The 17,813-nt window shown below is 74.6% G+C and carries 14 protein-coding genes and 1 rRNA gene; 7 read left to right on the top strand and 8 right to left on the bottom strand.

Going from position 1 to position 17,813, the window contains the following annotated elements; genetic code table 11:
- Positions 1-27 precede the first annotated feature (27 nt).
- Positions 28-402 carry a DUF2530 domain-containing protein gene (locus AB0C78_RS35745; protein ID WP_360756843.1) on the top strand — a complete coding sequence of 125 codons (375 nt, stop codon included), beginning with the start codon at positions 28-30 and terminating at the stop codon, positions 400-402.
- On the opposite strand, the gene AB0C78_RS35740 is transcribed toward AB0C78_RS35745, so the two are convergent.
- On the bottom strand, positions 399-3,380 hold the full coding sequence (locus tag AB0C78_RS35740; protein ID WP_360756840.1) for a hypothetical protein: 2,982 nt from the start codon (positions 3,378-3,380) through the stop codon (positions 399-401). The genes AB0C78_RS35745 and AB0C78_RS35740 overlap by 4 nt on opposite strands.
- A gap of 76 nt (positions 3,381-3,456) precedes the next feature.
- Positions 3,457-4,203 carry a DUF3027 domain-containing protein gene (locus AB0C78_RS35735; RefSeq protein ID WP_360756919.1) on the bottom strand — a complete coding sequence of 249 codons (747 nt, stop codon included), beginning with the start codon at positions 4,201-4,203 and terminating at the stop codon, positions 3,457-3,459.
- A 284-nt stretch (positions 4,204-4,487) separates the two neighbouring features.
- Between AB0C78_RS35735 and AB0C78_RS35730 the strand changes: the two genes are divergently transcribed.
- Positions 4,488-5,897 carry an MFS transporter gene (locus AB0C78_RS35730; RefSeq protein ID WP_360756837.1) on the top strand — a complete coding sequence of 470 codons (1,410 nt, stop codon included), beginning with the start codon at positions 4,488-4,490 and terminating at the stop codon, positions 5,895-5,897.
- A 74-nt stretch (positions 5,898-5,971) separates the two neighbouring features.
- Here AB0C78_RS35730 and AB0C78_RS35725 read toward each other — a convergent pair whose 3' ends face one another.
- Both AB0C78_RS35725 and AB0C78_RS35720 read right to left on the bottom strand, forming a co-directional pair.
- A complete protein-coding gene (locus AB0C78_RS35725; RefSeq protein WP_151546065.1) occupies positions 5,972-6,367 on the bottom strand; it encodes a cold-shock protein in 396 nt (131 codons plus the stop codon).
- 155 nt (positions 6,368-6,522) lie between these two features.
- The gene (locus AB0C78_RS35720) at positions 6,523-7,173 is read right to left on the bottom strand and encodes a haloacid dehalogenase-like hydrolase (protein WP_360756835.1); all 651 of its coding nucleotides are present in this window, start codon (positions 7,171-7,173) and stop codon (positions 6,523-6,525) included.
- Positions 7,174-7,507: 334 nt separating this feature from the next.
- Here AB0C78_RS35720 and AB0C78_RS35715 point away from each other — a divergent pair, with 334 nt between their 5' ends.
- On the top strand, positions 7,508-7,966 hold the full coding sequence (locus AB0C78_RS35715) for a hypothetical protein (protein WP_360756832.1): 459 nt from the start codon (positions 7,508-7,510) through the stop codon (positions 7,964-7,966).
- A 78-nt stretch (positions 7,967-8,044) separates the two neighbouring features.
- Here AB0C78_RS35715 and AB0C78_RS35710 read toward each other — a convergent pair whose 3' ends face one another.
- Positions 8,045-8,524, bottom strand: a complete 480-nt coding sequence (locus AB0C78_RS35710; RefSeq protein ID WP_225992458.1) for a GNAT family N-acetyltransferase — start codon at positions 8,522-8,524, stop codon at positions 8,045-8,047.
- Positions 8,525-8,690: 166 nt separating this feature from the next.
- On the opposite strand from AB0C78_RS35710, the gene AB0C78_RS35705 reads away from it, so the two are divergent.
- The 4 genes from AB0C78_RS35705 (at position 8,691) to AB0C78_RS35690 (ending at position 14,201) form a co-directional block, all read left to right on the top strand.
- Positions 8,691-9,308 (top strand): TetR/AcrR family transcriptional regulator, encoded by a 618-nt coding sequence (locus AB0C78_RS35705; protein WP_192809273.1) that lies wholly within the window; start codon positions 8,691-8,693, stop codon positions 9,306-9,308.
- A 202-nt stretch (positions 9,309-9,510) separates the two neighbouring features.
- Positions 9,511-11,892 carry a helicase-associated domain-containing protein gene (locus tag AB0C78_RS35700; protein ID WP_360756829.1) on the top strand — a complete coding sequence of 794 codons (2,382 nt, stop codon included), beginning with the start codon at positions 9,511-9,513 and terminating at the stop codon, positions 11,890-11,892.
- Between the two features lie 82 nt (positions 11,893-11,974).
- Positions 11,975-12,379: a hypothetical protein gene (locus tag AB0C78_RS35695; protein WP_360756826.1), complete on the top strand. Its 405-nt coding sequence runs from the start codon at positions 11,975-11,977 to the stop codon at positions 12,377-12,379.
- Between the two features lie 169 nt (positions 12,380-12,548).
- Positions 12,549-14,201 carry a DNA repair helicase XPB gene (locus AB0C78_RS35690; protein ID WP_360756824.1) on the top strand — a complete coding sequence of 551 codons (1,653 nt, stop codon included), beginning with the start codon at positions 12,549-12,551 and terminating at the stop codon, positions 14,199-14,201.
- Positions 14,202-14,351: 150 nt separating this feature from the next.
- Here AB0C78_RS35690 and AB0C78_RS35685 read toward each other — a convergent pair whose 3' ends face one another.
- The 3 genes from AB0C78_RS35685 to rrf all read right to left on the bottom strand — a co-directional run.
- Positions 14,352-16,589, bottom strand: coding sequence for an N-acetylmuramoyl-L-alanine amidase (locus AB0C78_RS35685; RefSeq protein ID WP_360756822.1), 2,238 nt, complete (start codon positions 16,587-16,589; stop codon positions 14,352-14,354).
- A 161-nt stretch (positions 16,590-16,750) separates the two neighbouring features.
- Complete coding sequence (locus AB0C78_RS35680; RefSeq protein ID WP_360756820.1) at positions 16,751-17,257, bottom strand: hypothetical protein; 507 nt, start codon at positions 17,255-17,257, stop codon at positions 16,751-16,753.
- A gap of 462 nt (positions 17,258-17,719) precedes the next feature.
- Positions 17,720-17,813, bottom strand: a 5S ribosomal RNA gene (rrf, locus tag AB0C78_RS35675); the annotation flags it as partial.

The raw sequence follows: 17,813 nt of genomic DNA, 5'->3' as shown, positions 1-17,813 counted from the left end.
CCCCCGCCCGCCGCGTAACCTGATCACATGACCCCTCCGCGCCGCCCGGACCCGCCGCCCATGCGGACCAACGACGTCCGCGTGGCCCTCGCGGGCACCGCGGCGTGGGCGATCGCGCTCGTCGTCCTGCTGGTCGCCGGGACGCCGTCCGGGGACCGCTGGTGGCTGTGGGTGTGCGTCACCGGCGTGGTGACCGGCCTGTTCGGCGTCTGGTACATCCCGCGGCTCCAGGCGGGCCGCGAGCGGCTGGAGGCGTCCCGCGCCGCGCGCCGGGAGGCCGCCGTCGAGGACGCGGCGCAGCCCGCCGAGGGCGGTGCCGCCGGGCCCGGGCCCGGGGCCACGCGCCAGGACGCCGCCGCGAAGCCGCGAGAGACGTCGGAGACGTCCGAGGCGGACGTCTAGGGCTCCAGGTCGTCCTCGGCCAGCAGCACGGGCAGCGCGTCCGGGTCGCGGAGGACGGCTTCGGCGAGGAGCCGGGCCGCCCAGTCCCCGCAGGACCAAGCGAGCGCGCGCGCGAGGCCGCCGGTCCCGCTCGCGTGGACTTCGCCGTCCCTCGTCCACCACGGGACGTCCTGGCCGTCCACGATGAGCCGCTCGTGCGCGAGGTAGGTCTCCGGCGCGTCCGGCAGGACGGCCCGCACGGCGTCCGGTACGGGACGCTTCTCCCCCGCCGTCTCCACCGCGCCGGCCACCTCGTCGCCGGCCAGGGGCAGGTCGAGGAGTTCGGCGAGCCGTGCGTCGCGTCCCTGCGCGGCGATGACGAGGGGCTGCCCGGCCAGCAGCGGCAGCACGTCGGGACCGTCCAGGACGAGGGCGTCGGTGGCGTCGACCACCTCGACGACGCCGTCCACCACGGCGCGCACGCTCTCGGGCGGTTCCACCGTGACGTCGGCGTCGGCGATGGCCGTCCATAGGCCGCCGAGCTGGACGCGGCTGACGGTGCGTCCCGGATCGCCCATCCGGTCGAGCAGCTCTTGGGCGCCACCAGGCTCGTCGAGCAGATCCGCCAGCGATGTACGGACGCCCAAGGCCAGGAGCAGTTGCTCGTCGAATCCCGTAGGCGCGAGGTCGTAGAGCCCTGCGAGCGCGTCGTCGCCCTCTAGCCGGAACTCGCCCGGTCTGCGGCCGTCCAGGATCGGACGGCGGCTCAGCCACCACGCCGTGTAGGACGGGACCACGGCGCGGTGTCCCGTGTAGAGGGCGACATGGGCGGGCTCCACGATCGCGGCGCGCCATGGCGGCGCGGCCAGCAGCCACAATGCAGCGGCCCAGTCGTCGACCAGCTCCAGATCGCGGACGGCCTGGAACTCCGGCACGTGCGGCGGCAGTTCTTGCGGGCCGATCCGTTCGAGGACGTCGTCGGCCCAGCGGTCCTCGTCGTCGAGTTCGAGCGTTTCCGCTTCATCGAGGAGGCCGGACAGGTTGACGTCCTCGGCGCGCGCGAGGGCGAAGCCGTCCAGCACGCCCGCGGCGGTGAGGGTCTCGGCGCCCCAGCGCTCCAGCGTCTCCGGCGCGACGACACCGAACGGCGCGTCGTCGGCCATCACGGTCCGCAGCGGGCTGTCCGGCAGGAGCAGCTCGCCGGCGGGATAGAGATCGCCGTCGTCGCCGGGGAGCGCCAGCTCCGCCAGCCACGGCTCGTCGCCCGGGTCGATCCGGGCCGCCGCGACCAGGCCCAGCACGGCCTCGGCGACGGCGCCGGGATCGTCGGCGTCGAAGGAGTCCTCCACCGCGGCCCGCACCGCCGGGTCGGCGAGCACGGCCCGCGGGCCCGCCTCCACCGCGCCCAGCCGCAGCAGCAGCGGATGGACGGCGCCGGGATGCACGAACCGCAGCCCGAGGGCGTCGAGGCCGGCCGGGTCGACGCCGTCCGCGACCAGCAGGCCGCGCGGCCCGCGCACCAGCCGTCCCGTCTCGCCCGCCAAGGGGACCGGGAGCGCCCCCAGAGCGTCTCTGGAGGCCTCGGCGAGCGCCTCGTAGACCCGGTGCCACCAGTCCGGTCCGCGGTCCACAGCGGCCAGCTCGTCCACGACGTCGGCCAGCTCGACGCGGCGGACGCCCAGCGCGGCCAGGGACGGGCTCCGCGCGGGCCAGCCGGGCGGAAGGAGCCCGCCGACGACGGCCTCGTCACCGGCGCGGCCCGCCAGGAGGTCGAGGAAGGGCGCGGGGGCGTCCAGTGCCACCGCGTCCAGGCCGCGCATACGGCGGCCTTCCGGGTCGTCCGGGACGGGCAGCAGAGCCGCCTCGGGCAGGAGTTCGCGGATGGCCCGCCGCAGCCGCGCGTCCAGTTCTCCCGCGCCGACGGGACCGGGGACGAGGTCGAGCAACCGCGGCTCGGCCGGACGCGCCTTCATCAGCTCCACGTACGCCTCGGCGGCCCGTTCCACAAGGAAGTCGGTCAAGGGCCCAGGGGCGACATGCCGCCTGTCAGGGGCGAGCGGGAACGACGCTATGAGCAGCGCCGGCAGGTCGAGCCGCTCGTCGCTGGGCGTGGGCGCGTGTACGACGGCGGGCGTGCCGTCCGGTAGGCCGTCCTCAGGCAGCGCCCACCGCACCTGCCAGGACGCGCGGGCCCGCTCCTCCACGGGCCGGTCCTCAAGCAGTTCCCCAGGCGTCGCGCCATGCGCCTCGACGGTCCGCCACGACTGCCCGTCGACGACGACCAGCCCGGCTTGGCGCCGCTCAGCGGAGAGCACCCGCACGTCGCCATCGATGTCGATCTCGACGGTCTCCAGCGCGGGCAGCGCCAGCATCAGCGCCGCGTCCACCTGCTCCAGCTGCCGCCGCACGGACTCGACCGCGCCCGCCCGCAGCGGCAGCCGGACGACCGTGTCGAAGCCGTCCGGGATCTCCGGCGGCGCCTCCGCCTCGAACGGCAGCCGCAGCAGCGGGACCCGGCCCTCCCGCCGCGCCAGCTCGTCCGCGACCCCGGCGAGGCCGCCCGCCAGCGCGCGCGCCCGCTCCTCCGACCACGTCACGCCGCCCGTCCGGGACGCGATGGACGGCTCGGACGTCACGGCGACGACCGCCGCGAACCCGACGCCGAAACGCCCCACCGCGCCCGCGTCGTCGCGCTTCGCGGACGCCCGCAGCGTCGAGAGCGCCTCGACACCGGCGGCGTCCAGCGGCGCGCCCGTGTTCGCCGCCGCCAGCACCGCGCCGGCGGAGTCCAGCGCCAGCCGCAACCGGCCCGGGACGGCGGCGCGCAGCGCGGCGTCCGCCGCGTTCTGCGCCAGCTCGATGACGACGCGGTCCCGGTAGCCGCCGAGGGCGTGGTCCTCCTCGGTGTTGGCGTCCTCGCGGAACCGCGCCGGGGACTCGTCCCAGGCGCGCAGCACGCGCTCGCGCAGCACGCGCGTGCCGAACGGATCCGGCGCCACCGCTGTCACCACCTCGCCGCGCGGGCCGCGGCTCGTCGCGGGGACGGCCCGCGCCCCCGATCCGGTCCCGTCGCGATCAGCTGTGCCCGAGCGCCTCGTCGTCCAGCGACTCGGCGTCCTCGCCGGCGGACGGGACGACGTCGTAGCCCAGCTCGTCGATCACCGGCGGGTTGTGCTCGGACGCCGCCGGCAGGTTCACCGCCTCCGAGTGCGCGCCGCAGCCGTGGTCGGCGGACACCACCCTGCCGTCGTCCGGGGCGTACTCGTTGGCGCACACGCCGAACATCTGCCGCAGGTCGCCGGCGAGCGAGACGTAGAACCCGCAGGTGGAGCACTGCGCCGGCGCGGACGCGGCGATCGGCGCGCGGGGCCCCGCGACGCCGTCGTACCAGCGGGCGGCGGCCTCGTCGCGGCCCTCCCGGGACAGCACCCGGACGCGGCCGAGGCCGAGCTCCCACTGCGCCTCGCGCTCGACGGACTCGTCGACCTGCGCGTAGCCGGGGGCGAGCCGGACGTCGTCGGGCGCGGTCGGCAGCAGGTCGCCGGGGCCGAGGTCGCCGGGGCGCAGCCGCTCCAGCCACGGCACCCACTGCGGCGCGAGCAGCGCGTCGTCGCCGGGCAGCAGCACGCACTCGCTCACCGTGACGATCTTGGCGCGGGCGGCGCGGGTGACCGTGACGGCCCACCGCCAGCCGGTGTAGGCCGGGTCCAGCGCGGCGAAATAGTGCGTGACCACCCGGTCGCCCTCGGCGCGCAGGCCGAGATGCTCCCCGACGGGCGCGGGCCGGGCGGTCTCCTCGGCCGCCGTCCGCGCGAGGTCCACCGCCTCGGCGCAGGCGGGATCGACGGCGGGCGGGCGGGTCCGGCGGGCGGGCCCGGAGGTGGTGCGCGCGGCGGCGGTACGCGCGGGGCTGGACTGACGCGTTGGGCTCACATCTCGATTCTCGCGCATCCCGGGGCATGACCGGACACGCGGGCCGTGGACGGCGCGAGGTGATCCGGCCCGCCGAAAGGGAACGTACTCTCAATCAGGCGGCCGGACGCGCGGCCAGGCGGGCCGCGGACGGCCGGGAACGGCACGACCCCGCGAGGAGAGATCAGGGCGCGATGGGACTGCGACGCTCCGTGCGCGCCGGTGTGGGCGGCATGGGCAGGACGCTGCGCGGCATGCGCTCGGCGGCGTGCGGCGCCGGCCGGCTCACCCGGCGCGTCACGCACGCGCGCGGCGCGGGGCGCAGCGGCCTCGGCGACCTCATCGAGGCGTCCGCGCTGAACTCGGCGGGCGACGCGATGGTCACGGTCGCGCTCGCCGGGACGCTGTTCTTCGGCCTGGACGTCAACCAGGCGCGCGGCCAGGTCGCCCTCTACCTGCTCGTCACGATGGCACCGTTCGCGCTGGTCGCGCCGCTGATCGGCCCCGCGCTCGACCGGATGCGGCACGTCCGCCGGTACGCGGTGGCGGCCACGTTCGCGGTCCGCGGGCTGCTGTGCTGGGGCATGGCGGGCGCCGTCGCGCACAACGACCCGATCACGTTCCTGCCCGCCGCGTTCGGCGTGCTGGTCACCTCGAAGGCGTTCGGCGTGCTGCGCGCCGCGGTGACCCCGCAGCTGCTGCCGGACGAGATCACGCTGGTCACGGCGAACGCCCGGGCGTCGTTCGCCGGGCTGGTCGCCTCGTCGGTCGCCGCCCCGGCGGGCGCGGGCCTCGCCGTGCTGATCGGCCCCGGCTGGGTGCTGCGCATCGGCACGGCGGTGTTCCTGCTCGGCATCGTGTTCGCGATGCGGCTGCCCCGGCGCGTGGACCTCCCCGACGCCGGCGAGGCGCCGCCGCCCGCCGAGGCGGCGGACGCCGGGCCCGCGAAGCCCGCCCGGCACTGGCGGACGCTGCCGCGCGTCGGCCCGGTCGTCGCGGAGGCGATGCAGGCGAACGCGGTGCTGCGCGCCCTGTCCGGCTTCCTCGTGCTCTACCTGGCGTTCCTGCTCCGCGAGGAGCGGTTCGACCCGGTGTCGCACAACCTCGCGCTCGGCCTGCTCGCGGCGTTCGCGGGCGCCGGCGGCCTGATCGGCACCGCCCTCGGCGCCTGGATGAAGGCGCGGGCGCCGCGGCTGATCGTCACCGCGACGCTCGGCGCCGTCACCGCGGTGACCGCCGTCAGCGCGCTGTTCTTCGGCCTGTGGGCCGCGCTCGCGGTGGCGCTCGCGGCCGGTCTCGGCCAGGTGCTCGGCAAGCTGTCGATGGACGCGGTCGTGCAGCGGGAGATCGGCGAGGAGGTCCGCTCGTCGACGTTCGCGGTGACCGAGACGCTGCACCAGCTCGCCTGGGTGGTCGGCGGGCTGCTCGGGCTCGGCATGTCGATCGTCGCGGACGGCCGGGTCGCGCTGGCGATCGTCGCGGCGGCGCTCGCGCTGTCGCTCGGCCTGCTGCTGACCCGCCGCGCGGGCGCGCACCGCCGCGTCCGCCCGGAGCCGGGCGCCCCGATCAAGGACGCCCACACCCGGATGCGCGCCCCCGGCTGACCCGCCCGGCCGACCACCGCGCCGGCTGCCCGCGCCGGTCGACCTGCGCCGGCCCGCAGCGGGCCCGCGCCCGGCTAGGGGTTGATGTCGTCGGCCACCGCGCGCAGCACGGTCGCGATCTTCTTCGCCTCGGCCGGGGCCGGATGCTTGCCGCGCCGGTAGGTGTTGGAGATCCCGTCCAGCAGCTTGATCAGGTCCTCGGTGATGACGACCATCTCGTCCGGCTTCTTGCGCCGCTGCTTGGCGATGGTCCGCTCGACCGACGGCAGGCTCTCCAGCACGCGCACCTGCAGCGCCTGCTGGCCGCGCCGGCCCTCGACCACGCCGAACTCGATGCGCTGGCCTGGCTTCAGCGTCGTCACGCCGCCCGGCAGCGCCGAGGAGTGCACGAAGACCTCACCGCCGTCGTCGCGGGTGAGGAAGCCGAACCCCTTGTCGGAGTCGTACCACTTGACCTTGCCAGTCGGCACGGGATACCTCGTTCGGTAATCGTCCTGAATCGACCCCAAGATTAGTGCCTCACCGGGTACCGGTGAACACGCCGGGACCCCCGCGAAGCCCCCTGGGGCAACGGGATGAAGCTATCCCGGACGCCGCCTCCGCGGCACCCCGATATCCGCCCCTTTCAGGCGGCCGCGAACCCCTCCAGCCACCCGGGGAAGGCGTTCAGGTCGGGCAGGACGACGTCCGCGCCGTAGGCGGTCAGGGCGGCGGAGTCGAACGCGCCGGTCGCGACCCCGACGGCCACGGCGGACGCGGCGCGCGCGGCGTCCACGTCACCGGTGTGGTCCCCGATGTAGGCGCGCGCGCCGTGCTCGCGCAGGGCGGCCCCTTTGTCGGCGCCGAAAAGCCCGCCGACGACGGCGTCCACGTCCAGCCCCAGGAAGCGGACGGTGCGCTCGGTGTCGCGCTGGTTCTTCCCCGACACCACGACCACCCGGCCGCCCACCGCCCGGACCGCCGCAAGCGCCGCGGCGGCGCCCGGCATGGCCGCGGTCGCCGGGAGCGCGACGTCCGGGTAGAGCGCCCGGTACAGCTCCGCCATCGCGGGGATCCGCTCCGGCGGGAACCAGTACGCGAGCTCGACCTCCAGCGGCGGGCCGAGCCGCCGGACGACGGTGTCGATGTCGATGGGGACGCCGGTCTCCGCCGCGATCGCCGCGTACACCGCGCCGATGGCGGCGCGCGTGTCCGCGAGCGTGAGGTCGAGGTCGAAGCCGACGGAGAATCCGGCACCATCCGGACGGGGAATCTTCGGGGAATCAAGGTCCAGCACGCCACACAGGGTAAAGGTCCGGTATGGAGCGAATGCCAACGCCGGTGCGCGCGCGGGACGGACCGGGCCGCGGGGGCCCGGACGCAAGTACCCGCGCTCTCCCGGTAGTGGCGATGCGACGGGATCCGAGTAGGAGAGCGCGGGAACTCTTGGCGCGGGGACCTTGCGTGCCCGGCCCGGTCTGGTCTGCCGGGTCCCGGGCGGCCGCCCGTGCCGTCGTGATACCCGCGCCCCCTGGCGAAAACCGCGTGACCAGGAAAAACGTAGGGCTCGAACGAGCCACCCGAACCCCAAGGACGAGCAGCCGCAGGCCGGCCCGGCGAAGGAGGGCCCAATGGCAGACGACACGGACCGCACGAGCGCCGCGCAGGAACCGGTGCGTCCGGACCCCGCCCGGACCGAACCCGCCGGGACGGGCACGACCGCACGGCACGCGATGACCGGCACCCGCATCGACCCCGGCGACCACCGGTCCCGGCGGCCGCTCGCCGCCTCCGCGGCGGCCGCCCGCAAGCGCACCGTCGACCTGATCGCCGCGGTGATCTCGGTCGTGACGACGATCGTCGTGCTGATCCTCGCGGTGCACATCCTGTTCGTGGTGTTCGAGGCGAACACCGGCAACGACATCGTGCACTGGTTCGGCGCGCGCGCGGACGAGCTGGCCTGGCAGTTCAAGGACGTGTTCCAGCCCGACAACGCCAAGGTCGACGTCGCGGTCAACTACGGGCTCGCCGCGCTCGTCTACCTCGTCGTCGGACGGATCATCGTGAGCGTCGTCCGCCGCGCCGCCTGACCCCGCCCCCGCCGCCCGGGCATCCGGCGAACGGCGTCCGGTGATCGGCATCCGGCGTAAGGAGGCCGGCGCGGAGGGCTACCGGCCGGGGAAGCGGACGACGTCGAAGGGCCACGCCGTGGTGACCCATTCGCGGACGAAGTCCTCCAGGTCCTTCTCCAGCGCGGTGTCCTCCTCGTCGGCCCGGACCCAGAACACCACGACGGCGTCGGCGCCGGGCTCGCCGGACGGGGCGACGTGGATGCGGCCGAGCTGGCGCTCCCCGTCCGGCGTGTTCACCACGTAGCTGAAGGAGCGGCGCAGCTGCCCCTCCTTCTGCAGCCACGCGACGTCGATCAGCGCCTGCTCGAAGGTGAACTCGCGGTCCGGCCAGCCCCACTCCGGGCCGAACCGGCCGGCGAGCCGGTCCAGGCTGCCGATCACCGCGCCGTAGTCCTTGACGACGTCGTGCACGGTGATCGGGCGGATCTGGAACCGGGGTCCGGCGACCAGCGTGGGCACCACGAAGTCCTCGGGGAGGAAGGCCCCGTCGGCCGCCTTCCGCGGAGACATGAACATCGTCGACCCTTCCGGCGACGCCCCTTCCGGCACAGGGGCGCGGGGCATCGAACTCTAGTCGCCCCCGGGGCGGGGCGAGACGCGTCACGAATTCGGGCGCGCCGGGCCGCGGCAGCGGCCCGCAGGTCGAAGATGCCTTACTGTTCTTCCGGAGGAATTCATCACCATGACGACATCTACGCGCGAGCGGATCGTGGCCGAGTCGCTGCGCCTGTTCGCCGATCGGGGCTACGCGGCGACCTCGGTGGCCGAGATCGAGGCGGCGGCCGGGCTGTCGCCCGGCGCGGGGGGCCTGTACCGGCACTTCCGGTCGAAGGAGGAGGTGCTCGCCTCCGCGATCCGGGAGCACATCGAGCGGACCCGGCAGCAGATCAGCACCGTGCTGGACCAGGCGGAGGTGTTCGCCGACCGCCCGCTCGAGGTGCGGCTGCGGATGACCTGCCAGGCGGGCCTGGCGAAGATGCGCGAGGAGCAGGACCTGATCCGGGTGCTGTTCCGCGACCTCGACCAGTTCCCGAACCTGGTCGCCGAGATGCGCGAGGGCATCGTCAACCCGCTGTACGACGGGATCGCGACGTGGCTGTCGCAGCAGCCGGAGTACGCGGGCGCCGACGAGGACTGGGCGGCGGTCGCCTCGATCCTGGGCGGCGCCGTCGTCAACTACTGGCTGGCGAACGAGTCGATGTACGAGCCGCCGACGCGGATCGACGAGAAGCGGTTCGTGGAGAGCTGGGCCCGGCTCGGGCTCGGCCTCGTGAACCTGGAGCGCACGCCGGCGTCCTGACCCGCCGTCACCGCCGGGTCCCGTATCGTGCCGGACGGCGTGTCCGGCACGCGTTCCTCCACGTGCCGCGGCACCGCACCGGCCGCGCCGCTCCGCCCATACGCTGGGAGGGTCCCGCACTCGCAGCGTCCGACGTGCGGAAACGCCCCGCCTCCGGGGCGCGGCGAGCCGGGACGCCCGCGACACTAAGGTGGCGAACGGCATGGAATCGTATGCGGACTGGTTGCGCGCGCGAGCCGATGACGAGCTCCGCGCGCTGCTGTCCGCGCGTCCGGAGCTGCTCGCGCCCGTCCCCGCCGACCTGACCGCGCTCGCCGCGCGCGCCGCGACGCCGGCCGCGGTCTCCCGCGCCCTCGACCGCCTCGACCGGTTCACGCTGGCGGTGCTGGAGGCGGTGCTCGTGCTTCCGCCGCCCGTCCGCCCGGACGCGCTGGCCGCCGCGTTCGACGCCGCCACGGACCGGGTGGGGGACGCCGTCGACCGGCTGCTGCGGTTCGGGCTCGTCTGGAACGGCGGCGACGGCGCGCTGAACGCCGCGCCGGGCGTCCGGCAGGGCCTGCCGCATCCGGCGGGCCTCGGCCCGCCGGTCCAGGAGGTGTTCGCCGGGTATCCCGTCGAGCGGCTCACCGCGCTGGTCACCGACCTGCAGGGCGAGGCGCCGCGCGGGTTCGCCGACGCGGCGCGGCTGCTGCGCCGGCTCGCCGAACTGCTCGCCGACCCCGCGCCGCTGGTCGAGGCCGCCGGCCCGGAGGCGCGGTCCGCGCTGGACGCGCTCGCCTGGGGGCCGCCGGTGGGACGGGTCGCCGACGCGCGCCGTCCCGTGCGGGTCGACACCGCCGCGACCCCGATCGAGCGGCTCCTCGCGCGCGGGCTCCTCGCCGCCGAGGACGACCGGACGGTCACGCTGCCCCGCGAGGTCGCGCTCCACCTGCGCGGCGGCCGCCTGTTCCAGGACCTTCCGGCGGAGCCGCCGCCGCTCGGGCAGGAGCCGTCCGGCACCCCCCGCGGCGAGGACATGGTGGTCCGCGCCGCCGCCGGCGAGGCGTTCAACGCGGTCCGGCTGATCGAGGAGCTGCTGGAGCGGTGGGGGCTGGAGCCGCCGCCGGTGCTGCGCAGCGGCGGCCTCGCCGTCCGCGACCTGCGCAACGCCGCGACGCTGCTGGACGTCCCGGAGTGGAAGGCGGCGCTGCTGGTCGAGGTCGCGTACGCGGCGGGCCTGCTGACCCGCAGCGGCGACCTCGACGGCGAGTGGCTGCCGACCCCCGCCTACGACCTGTGGCTGATGCGCGACACCGCGGGCCGCTGGACGGAGCTGGCGCGCGGCTGGCTGAAGTCGGACCGGGCCGCCGGGCTCGCCGGGGAGCGCGACGACCGGGACCGGCTGATCAACGCGCTCAGCGAGGCGATGGTGCGCAGCAGCGCCCCCGCGACCCGCCGCACCGCGCTGGAGATCCTCGCCGGCGCCGAGCGCGGCACGCCCGTCGACGCCGACGCGCTGCAGGCCCGGCTGGCGTGGCTGCGGCCGCGCCGCGGCGGCCCGTTCCGCGACCGCCTCGTCGGCTGGACGCTGCGGGAGGCCGCGGCGCTCGGCGTCACCGGGTTCGGCGAGCTCGCGCCGTTCGCCCGCGACCTGCTCGCCGGCGACGACCCCGAGCCCGGCCTGGAGAAGTACCTGCCCGAGCCGGTCGACCGGATCCTCATCCAGGCGGACCTGACCGCCGTCGCGCCGGGCCCGCTGGTCACCGAGCTGAGCCGGGAGCTGGCGCTCGCCGCCGACGTCGAGTCGACCGGCGGCGCGACCGTGTACCGGTTCACCGCCGAGTCGATCCGCCGCGCCCTGGACGCCGGCCGCAGCGCCGACGACGTCGCGGGCCTGCTGGCCCGGCACTCGGCGACGCCGCTGCCGCAGCCGCTCACTTACCTCATCGACGACGTCGCGCGCCGGCACGGGCACCTGCGGGTCGGGTCGCTGTCCTCCTACGTGCGGACGGACTCCGCCGGCACGCTCGACGAGATCCTCGCCGACCGGCGCTCCGCGGCGCTGCGCCTCCACCGGCTCGCGCCGACCGTGCTGGCGTCCAGCCTGCACCGCGGCGAGCTGCTCGACGGGCTGCGCGCGATGGGCCTCGCGCCGGTCGCCGAGTCGCCCGGCGGCGGCGTGATCGTGACGCGGCCGGACGCGCAGCGCGCCGAGCCGCCGCCGACCGCCGAGATCGTCCGGCTCCGCCCGGACGACACCGCGGACGCCTCGATGATCTCCGCGGCGGTGCGCGCGCTGCGGGCCGGCGACGAGGCGTCCCGGCACGGCGCCGAGCAGGCGCGGCTGCGCGCGGACGCGCCGTCCGGCGAGCCGCCCCGGTCCCCGGCGATGGCGACGATCGAGCGGCTGCGCGGCGCCGTCGACCGCGGCGGCCGGGTCTGGATCGGCTACCTCGACCAGCAGGGCCAGGCGTCCAGCCGGATCGTCGAGCCCGTCCGGGTCGAGGGCGGCTTCCTGACCGGCTACGACGCGACCCGCGCCGCCGTGCACCGGTTCGCGCTGCACCGCATCACCGGCGTCGCCGAGCTGGACGACGAGGCCTGAGGGAACCGGCGGGCGCCCCGTTCTGTCCAACCATGTGCGCTATCGGGCGGTACCGTGCCCTCAAGCGCGAGGAGGCATTGCGGTGAGCGGATACGGAGGGGTGCCCCCCGGCTGGCACGACCCCTACGGCGGCTACGGCGGGACGCCCGGGTGGGACGACGGCGGCGCCTACGGCCCGCAGGGCCACCCGTACGGGCCGCCCGGCGTCCCGCACGCGCCGGCGAACAACGGCTCCGCGATCGCGGCGCTGGTGTGCAACTGCGTCGTGGCGCTGATGTGCTGCAACATCGTCGCGATCCCCGGCATCGTCACGGGCGCGCTCGCCCTCGGCCGGGTGCAGACCGACCCGGCCTCGGCCCGGCGGCTGACGATCTGGAGCTGGTCGCTGTTCGCGGCGTCGCTGCTGATCGGCATCATCATCGCCGTCGTCTACTTCGCGATCATCCTCACCCACGACCCGGACTACTCCTCGTCCAGCGGCGTCTGAGCCCCGCGGCGCGCCCGGCGGGCAGGGGGCGCCGCGTGACGCAATATCCGGGCCGGGTCCGGCGTTGAACAGTGCGGTCCCGTCCGGAACGCGCGACGCGCCGGCACGCCTCGGGTAGCGTGCACGGCGTCCGGACGAGCCATCGCGATCATCGACGGGGGCTTCTGCATTGACCGACGGTCCGCTCATCGTCCAATCCGACAAGACGCTGCTGCTGGAGGTCGACCACGAGCTGGCCGACGCCTGCCGCAAGGACATCGCCCCGTTCGCCGAGCTCGAACGGGCGCCCGAGCACGTCCACACCTACCGGGTCACGCCGCTCGCGCTGTGGAACGCCCGCGCCGCCGGGCACGACGCCGAGCAGGTCGTCGACACGCTGATCAAGTACTCCCGGTACCCCGTCCCGCACGCGCTGCTGGTGGACGTCGCCGACACGATGGCGCGGTACGGGCGGCTGCGGCTGGAGAAGCACCCCGTGCACGGGCTCGTGCTGTCCTCCTCGGACCGCTCGGTCCTGGAGGAGGTGCTCCGCGCCAAGAAGGTCAAGGGCATGATCGGCGACCGGGTCGCCGACGACACCGTCGTCGTCCACCCGAGCGAGCGCGGCTCCCTGAAGCAGGCGCTGCTCAAGCTCGGCTGGCCCGCCGAGGACCTCGCCGGCTACGTCGACGGCGAGGCGCACGCCATCTCCCTCGACGAGGACGGCTGGGAGCTGCGCTCCTACCAGCGCGACGCCGCCGAGGCGTTCTGGCACGGCGGGTCCGGCGTCGTCGTCCTGCCGTGCGGCGCCGGGAAGACCATCGTCGGCGCCGCCGCGATGGCCCGCGCCGAGGCGACCACGCTGATCCTCGTCACCAACACCGTCTCCGCGCACCAGTGGAAGCAGGAGCTGCTGCGGCGCACCTCGCTCACCGAGGACGAGATCGGCGAGTACACCGGCACGAAGAAGGAGATCCGGCCGGTCACCATCGCCACCTACCAGATCATGACGACGCGCCGGAAGGGCGTCTACACGCACCTGGAGCTGTTCGACGCCCGCGACTGGGGCCTGGTCGTCTACGACGAGGTGCACCTGCTGCCCGCGCCGATCTTCCGGATGACCGCGGACCTGCAGGCCCGCCGCCGCCTCGGCCTCACCGCCACGCTCGTCCGCGAGGACAACCGGGAGGGCGACGTGTTCTCCCTCATCGGCCCGAAGCGCTACGACGCGCCGTGGAAGGACATGGAGACGCAGGGCTGGATCGCGCCCGCCGACTGCGTCGAGGTCCGCGTCACCCTCACCGACTCCGAACGGCTCGCCTACGCCACCGCCGAGCCGGAGGAGCGGTACCGCTTCTGCGCCACCACCGACACCAAGACCAAGCTCATCCAGGCGCTCGTCGACCGGCACCGCGGCGAGCAGACCCTCGTCATCGGCCAGTACATCGACCAGCTCGACGAGCTCGGCGCGCTCCTCGACGCCCCGGTCATCAAGGGCGAGACGCGGGTCCGCGAACGCGAGCGGCTGTTCGACGCGTTCCGGTCCGGCGAGCTGAACGTGCTGGTCGTGTCGAAGGTCGCGAACTTCTCCATCGACCTGCCGGAGGCGAGCGTCGCCGTCCAGGTGTCCGGCGCGTACGGGTCGCGGCAGGAGGAGGCGCAGCGCCTCGGCCGCCTCCTGCGGCCCAAGGCGTCCGGGCAGGGCGCCCGCTTCTACGCCGTCGTCGCCCGCGACACCCTCGACCAGGACTACGCCGCGCACCGGCAGCGGTTCCTCGCCGAGCAGGGCTACGCGTACCGGATCGTCGACGCCGACGCGATCCTCGCCGGCGAGGACATCTGACCGGCGGAGGGACCTGAGCGGCCGAGGGACCTGAGCGGCCGAAGGGCCCGGCGTCGCGCACGCCGGGCCCTTCGGTGTCTGCGGTGTTCCGGATGTCGCGGTCGGCCTTCGCGGTGGGTCGTCGCGGTCCGGTCGTCGCGGTGGGTCGCGTCAGCGCATGTAGGCGATCCCGTCGATGCAGACGATCGGCCGCCCCGACGTCCCCGCCACCACGACCTTGATGGTGTGCTTCCCGCTGGCGCTCCACGACCGCGTCCAGATGAGCTGCCGGTACGCGAGCTTGGACGCGCGGGTGTCGAGCGTGCCGACCTTCGCGCCGTCCACGTAGACGACGACCGCGCCGACGTTCGACTGCCGCTTGACGACCAGGCCCGCGCTGCGCCCGGTGAACGTCCAGCTGGCGCTCGCGCCCTTGCTGCCGCTGTAGAGCCCGTACCCGCCGAGGTAGGAGCTGTTCGTCGTCTTCTTCCAGGTCCCGGTGCGGGTCGACTGGCCCTCCGGCATGAGCGCGACGCTCCGGGAGACGCCGGACGCCGCGGTGTTCCCGGCGGCGTCGGCGGCGGTCAGCGACCACGTCTGCGCCGCGCCCGGCGTCGCCGTCGCGGCCCAGCTCGTCGTGGTGCCGGCGAACGTCTTGGCGGCCGGCGACGTCGCCTTCACCGAGGAGAGCAGCGTGTTGTCGGTGGCCTTCCAGCCGAGCGTGACGGGGACGGCGGTCGTGTTGACCGTCGCCCGGCGCAGCGCCAGCGCCGGTGGCGTCGCGAAGACGGGCTTGGTGACGTCCGCGACGACCGTGGACGCCGGCGAGTCCGCGGTGCTGCCGTCGCTGTACTTGGCGTGCACCACCACGCTGTGCGTGCCCGGCTGCAGCGTCAGCGCCGCGGACGACGCACCGGCGGCCGGCGTCGCCGCGGGCGCTCCGTCCACGCGGACCTCGTACGTCGCCCCCTCGACCGGCTTCCATCCGACCGTCACGGCGCTCTTGGTGTAGTAGCGCCCGCCCACGTTCGTCGCGTCCGTCAGCGTGACGGCCACCGCCGGGGTGGTGAGCGCCTTCGCGGCGGTGCGGATCGCGCCGAGCTTGGCGTACAGCTGCGCACCCGGGCACGCCGTGGCGAACCCGTCACGGTGCCCGGAGATCGTGTAGAACGACACCTTCTCGCCGTACGGGTACTTCCCGCCGGTCCCGTTCGGCGCCATCGACGTCAGCGTCGTCTTCCCCGCCGGGTCGACGCCCGTCAGGCCGAGCTTCCACGCCGCCACCTTCGCGACGCCGTTCAGCGCGGCCTGCGTCGGCGCGACGCCCGCAGGCGTCTCGTTCGCGTTCGTGTAGGTGCCGAGGACGGCGATCCCAGCCGTGTCGGTGTTGAACCCGTAGGTGTGGGCGCCGTGCACCGGACGGTCGACGCCTCCCCCGCGGCCCTCGTACACGGTGCCGCACTTGTCCACGAGGAAGTTGTAGCCGATGTCGTTCCAGCCCTCGCTCTTCACGTGGTACAGGAAGATCGACCGCACCACGGACGGGGCCTCGGCGCACGTGTAGGAGTTGCCGGTGTCGGAGTGGTGGACGAACACCGCCTTCACCGACGTGTCGTACTCCGGCGGGTCCTTCACCAGCGACTCGTCGGCGCCCCACGCCGCCCGCGACACCATCGCGGGCTTCGGCGCCGTCACCGCGGTCGCAGCCGTCGTACGTTCCGACGGTGACGCCGTGGTCGCGGTCGGCGTCGGCGTCGGCGTGTCCGTCGCCGTCGGCGACTCGGAAGGCGTCGGTTCCGCGCCGGCGGGCGCGGACGGTTCCGGAGTCGCGGTCGACGAGTCGCCCGGAGCGGGCGAGTCGATCGGATCGGCGGCGGCGGCCAGCCGTGCGTCGGTGCCGCCCTCACCGGCGGCCCGCGGACGGGACGTCCCGTTCCCGACCGTCCCCTTTCCCGGGTCGACGAGGTCGACGCGCAGGCCGGCCGGGAGCGTCCGGCCATGCCCGGTCACCCGCACCTCGACCCCGTTGGAGGGACCGACCCACAGCCCGCTCGTCCCGCCCCGGCTCCCCCGCGCCGCGCCCTCGCGGGCGTCGGGTGCGTCCTCGGTCTCCGGCTCGACCTCGCGCCACCCCGACCAGCGTCCGGACGCGGCGTCCCGGGTCCGGACCCGGACCGTCCCGCGCAGCTCCGACCGCGGCTTGTCCCACGTCACGCCGAGGAGGCTGAACGGCTCGGTGGACGCGGCCGGCAGCCCCGCCACCTTCTTCGCCGCGGTACTGGCCGTCATGTCCCGCAGCGCGTACTGGCGCACCTGCCCCGGACTCGGCTTCCCGCTCGCCGACGTGGTGGCGTCCGACCCACTGGAGACCAGGTAGGTCACCGTTCCCGCGACCACCACCGTGGCCACGGACGCACCGACCAAAGTACGCCTGAGCATGTTTCTCCGATCACGACCCGGGCCGCTGCATCACCGGCCGGCATCCCCGCACCCGAACCTGCTTTCTACACCACCAGCGCTCCGGGCCTCGCAATTGTCACGCAATTACCACTGAGAAACAATGCGGTGACTCAGCGTCCCGGCGGAGGCGGCTGCCGGGGGACGTCCACCGGACGCCCATGGGCGGTGACGAACGCCGCGACGCCCACGCCCGTGATGACCAGAGTCATCAACAGCGCCAGGAACCAGCCGACGTCCAACGAGGCATGGAGGTCCTTCTCGAGGATCGCTCTCACCACAGGGGGAAGCGCACGCGGCTGACCGTCGAGAACCGCGGACTTGGCGGCGTTCAGGCGCGTGACCACCAGGCCCAGTGACACTATGCCGAGCAGTCCCGGAATCGTCGCCGCCCCGGCGAGCCGTCCGTTCCGGAGGACCGCCCCCAGCACGCCGAGACCGCCGGCCGCCAGGGCGCACAGCAGCGTCAGGTAACCCCAGCCGACACTGCCCTCGAACCCGTTGTACGACCTTTCGATGGTCTGCGCGGCACTCGACGAGAGGCCCTTCTCCTGCAACGACACCCGCACCCAAGGCAGGATCGTGGAGACCAGCAACAGGACCGCCGCTCCCGCGATCACCAAGCCGAACCAATTCAGCCCGCGCCCACGCGTCGCCTGAGGTCCCGTCGGCCCGTAGGGAGGTGCCTGCTGGTACGGAGTGCCCTGGTAACCAGGCGCCGGATATCCGGCGGCTTGCGGGCCGCCCGGCTGCATTCCCGGAGGCGGACCTGGCGGCGCGCCGGGCGGCGTCCCGGGCGGGCCGAATGGCTGCGCGAAATTTCCCGGGGGCGGGGTCTGGCCCGGCTGCGGAGGCGGACCTCCCCACTGCGGTTGGACTGGCTCGTGCGGTTCGCTCATGTCGGCAGGCGTCCTCACGGGGGCTGAGGCGGACGACGGAACAGTCGGAGAGCCACCCTACTCTAATGAACAGCCGCGTCTGGATGACGTTCCCCATCCGGGTTCCGCCGGCTAGAGGCCGCCCGGTCACCCTGAAAATGGAAGAGGCCCCGCCGTGATCGGCGGGGCCTCTTCGCAATATGTGTCCGGCGGTGTCCTACTCTCCCACACGGTCTCCCATGCAGTACCATCGGCGCTGAAGGGCTTAACTTCCGGGTTCGGAATGGGACCGGGTGTT

Source organism: Actinomadura sp. NPDC048394 (assembly GCF_040651755.1).
In the GTDB taxonomy this organism is placed as follows: domain Bacteria; phylum Actinomycetota; class Actinomycetes; order Streptosporangiales; family Streptosporangiaceae; genus Spirillospora; species Spirillospora montaniterrae.
This window is presented reverse-complemented; position numbering and strand designations above follow the sequence as displayed.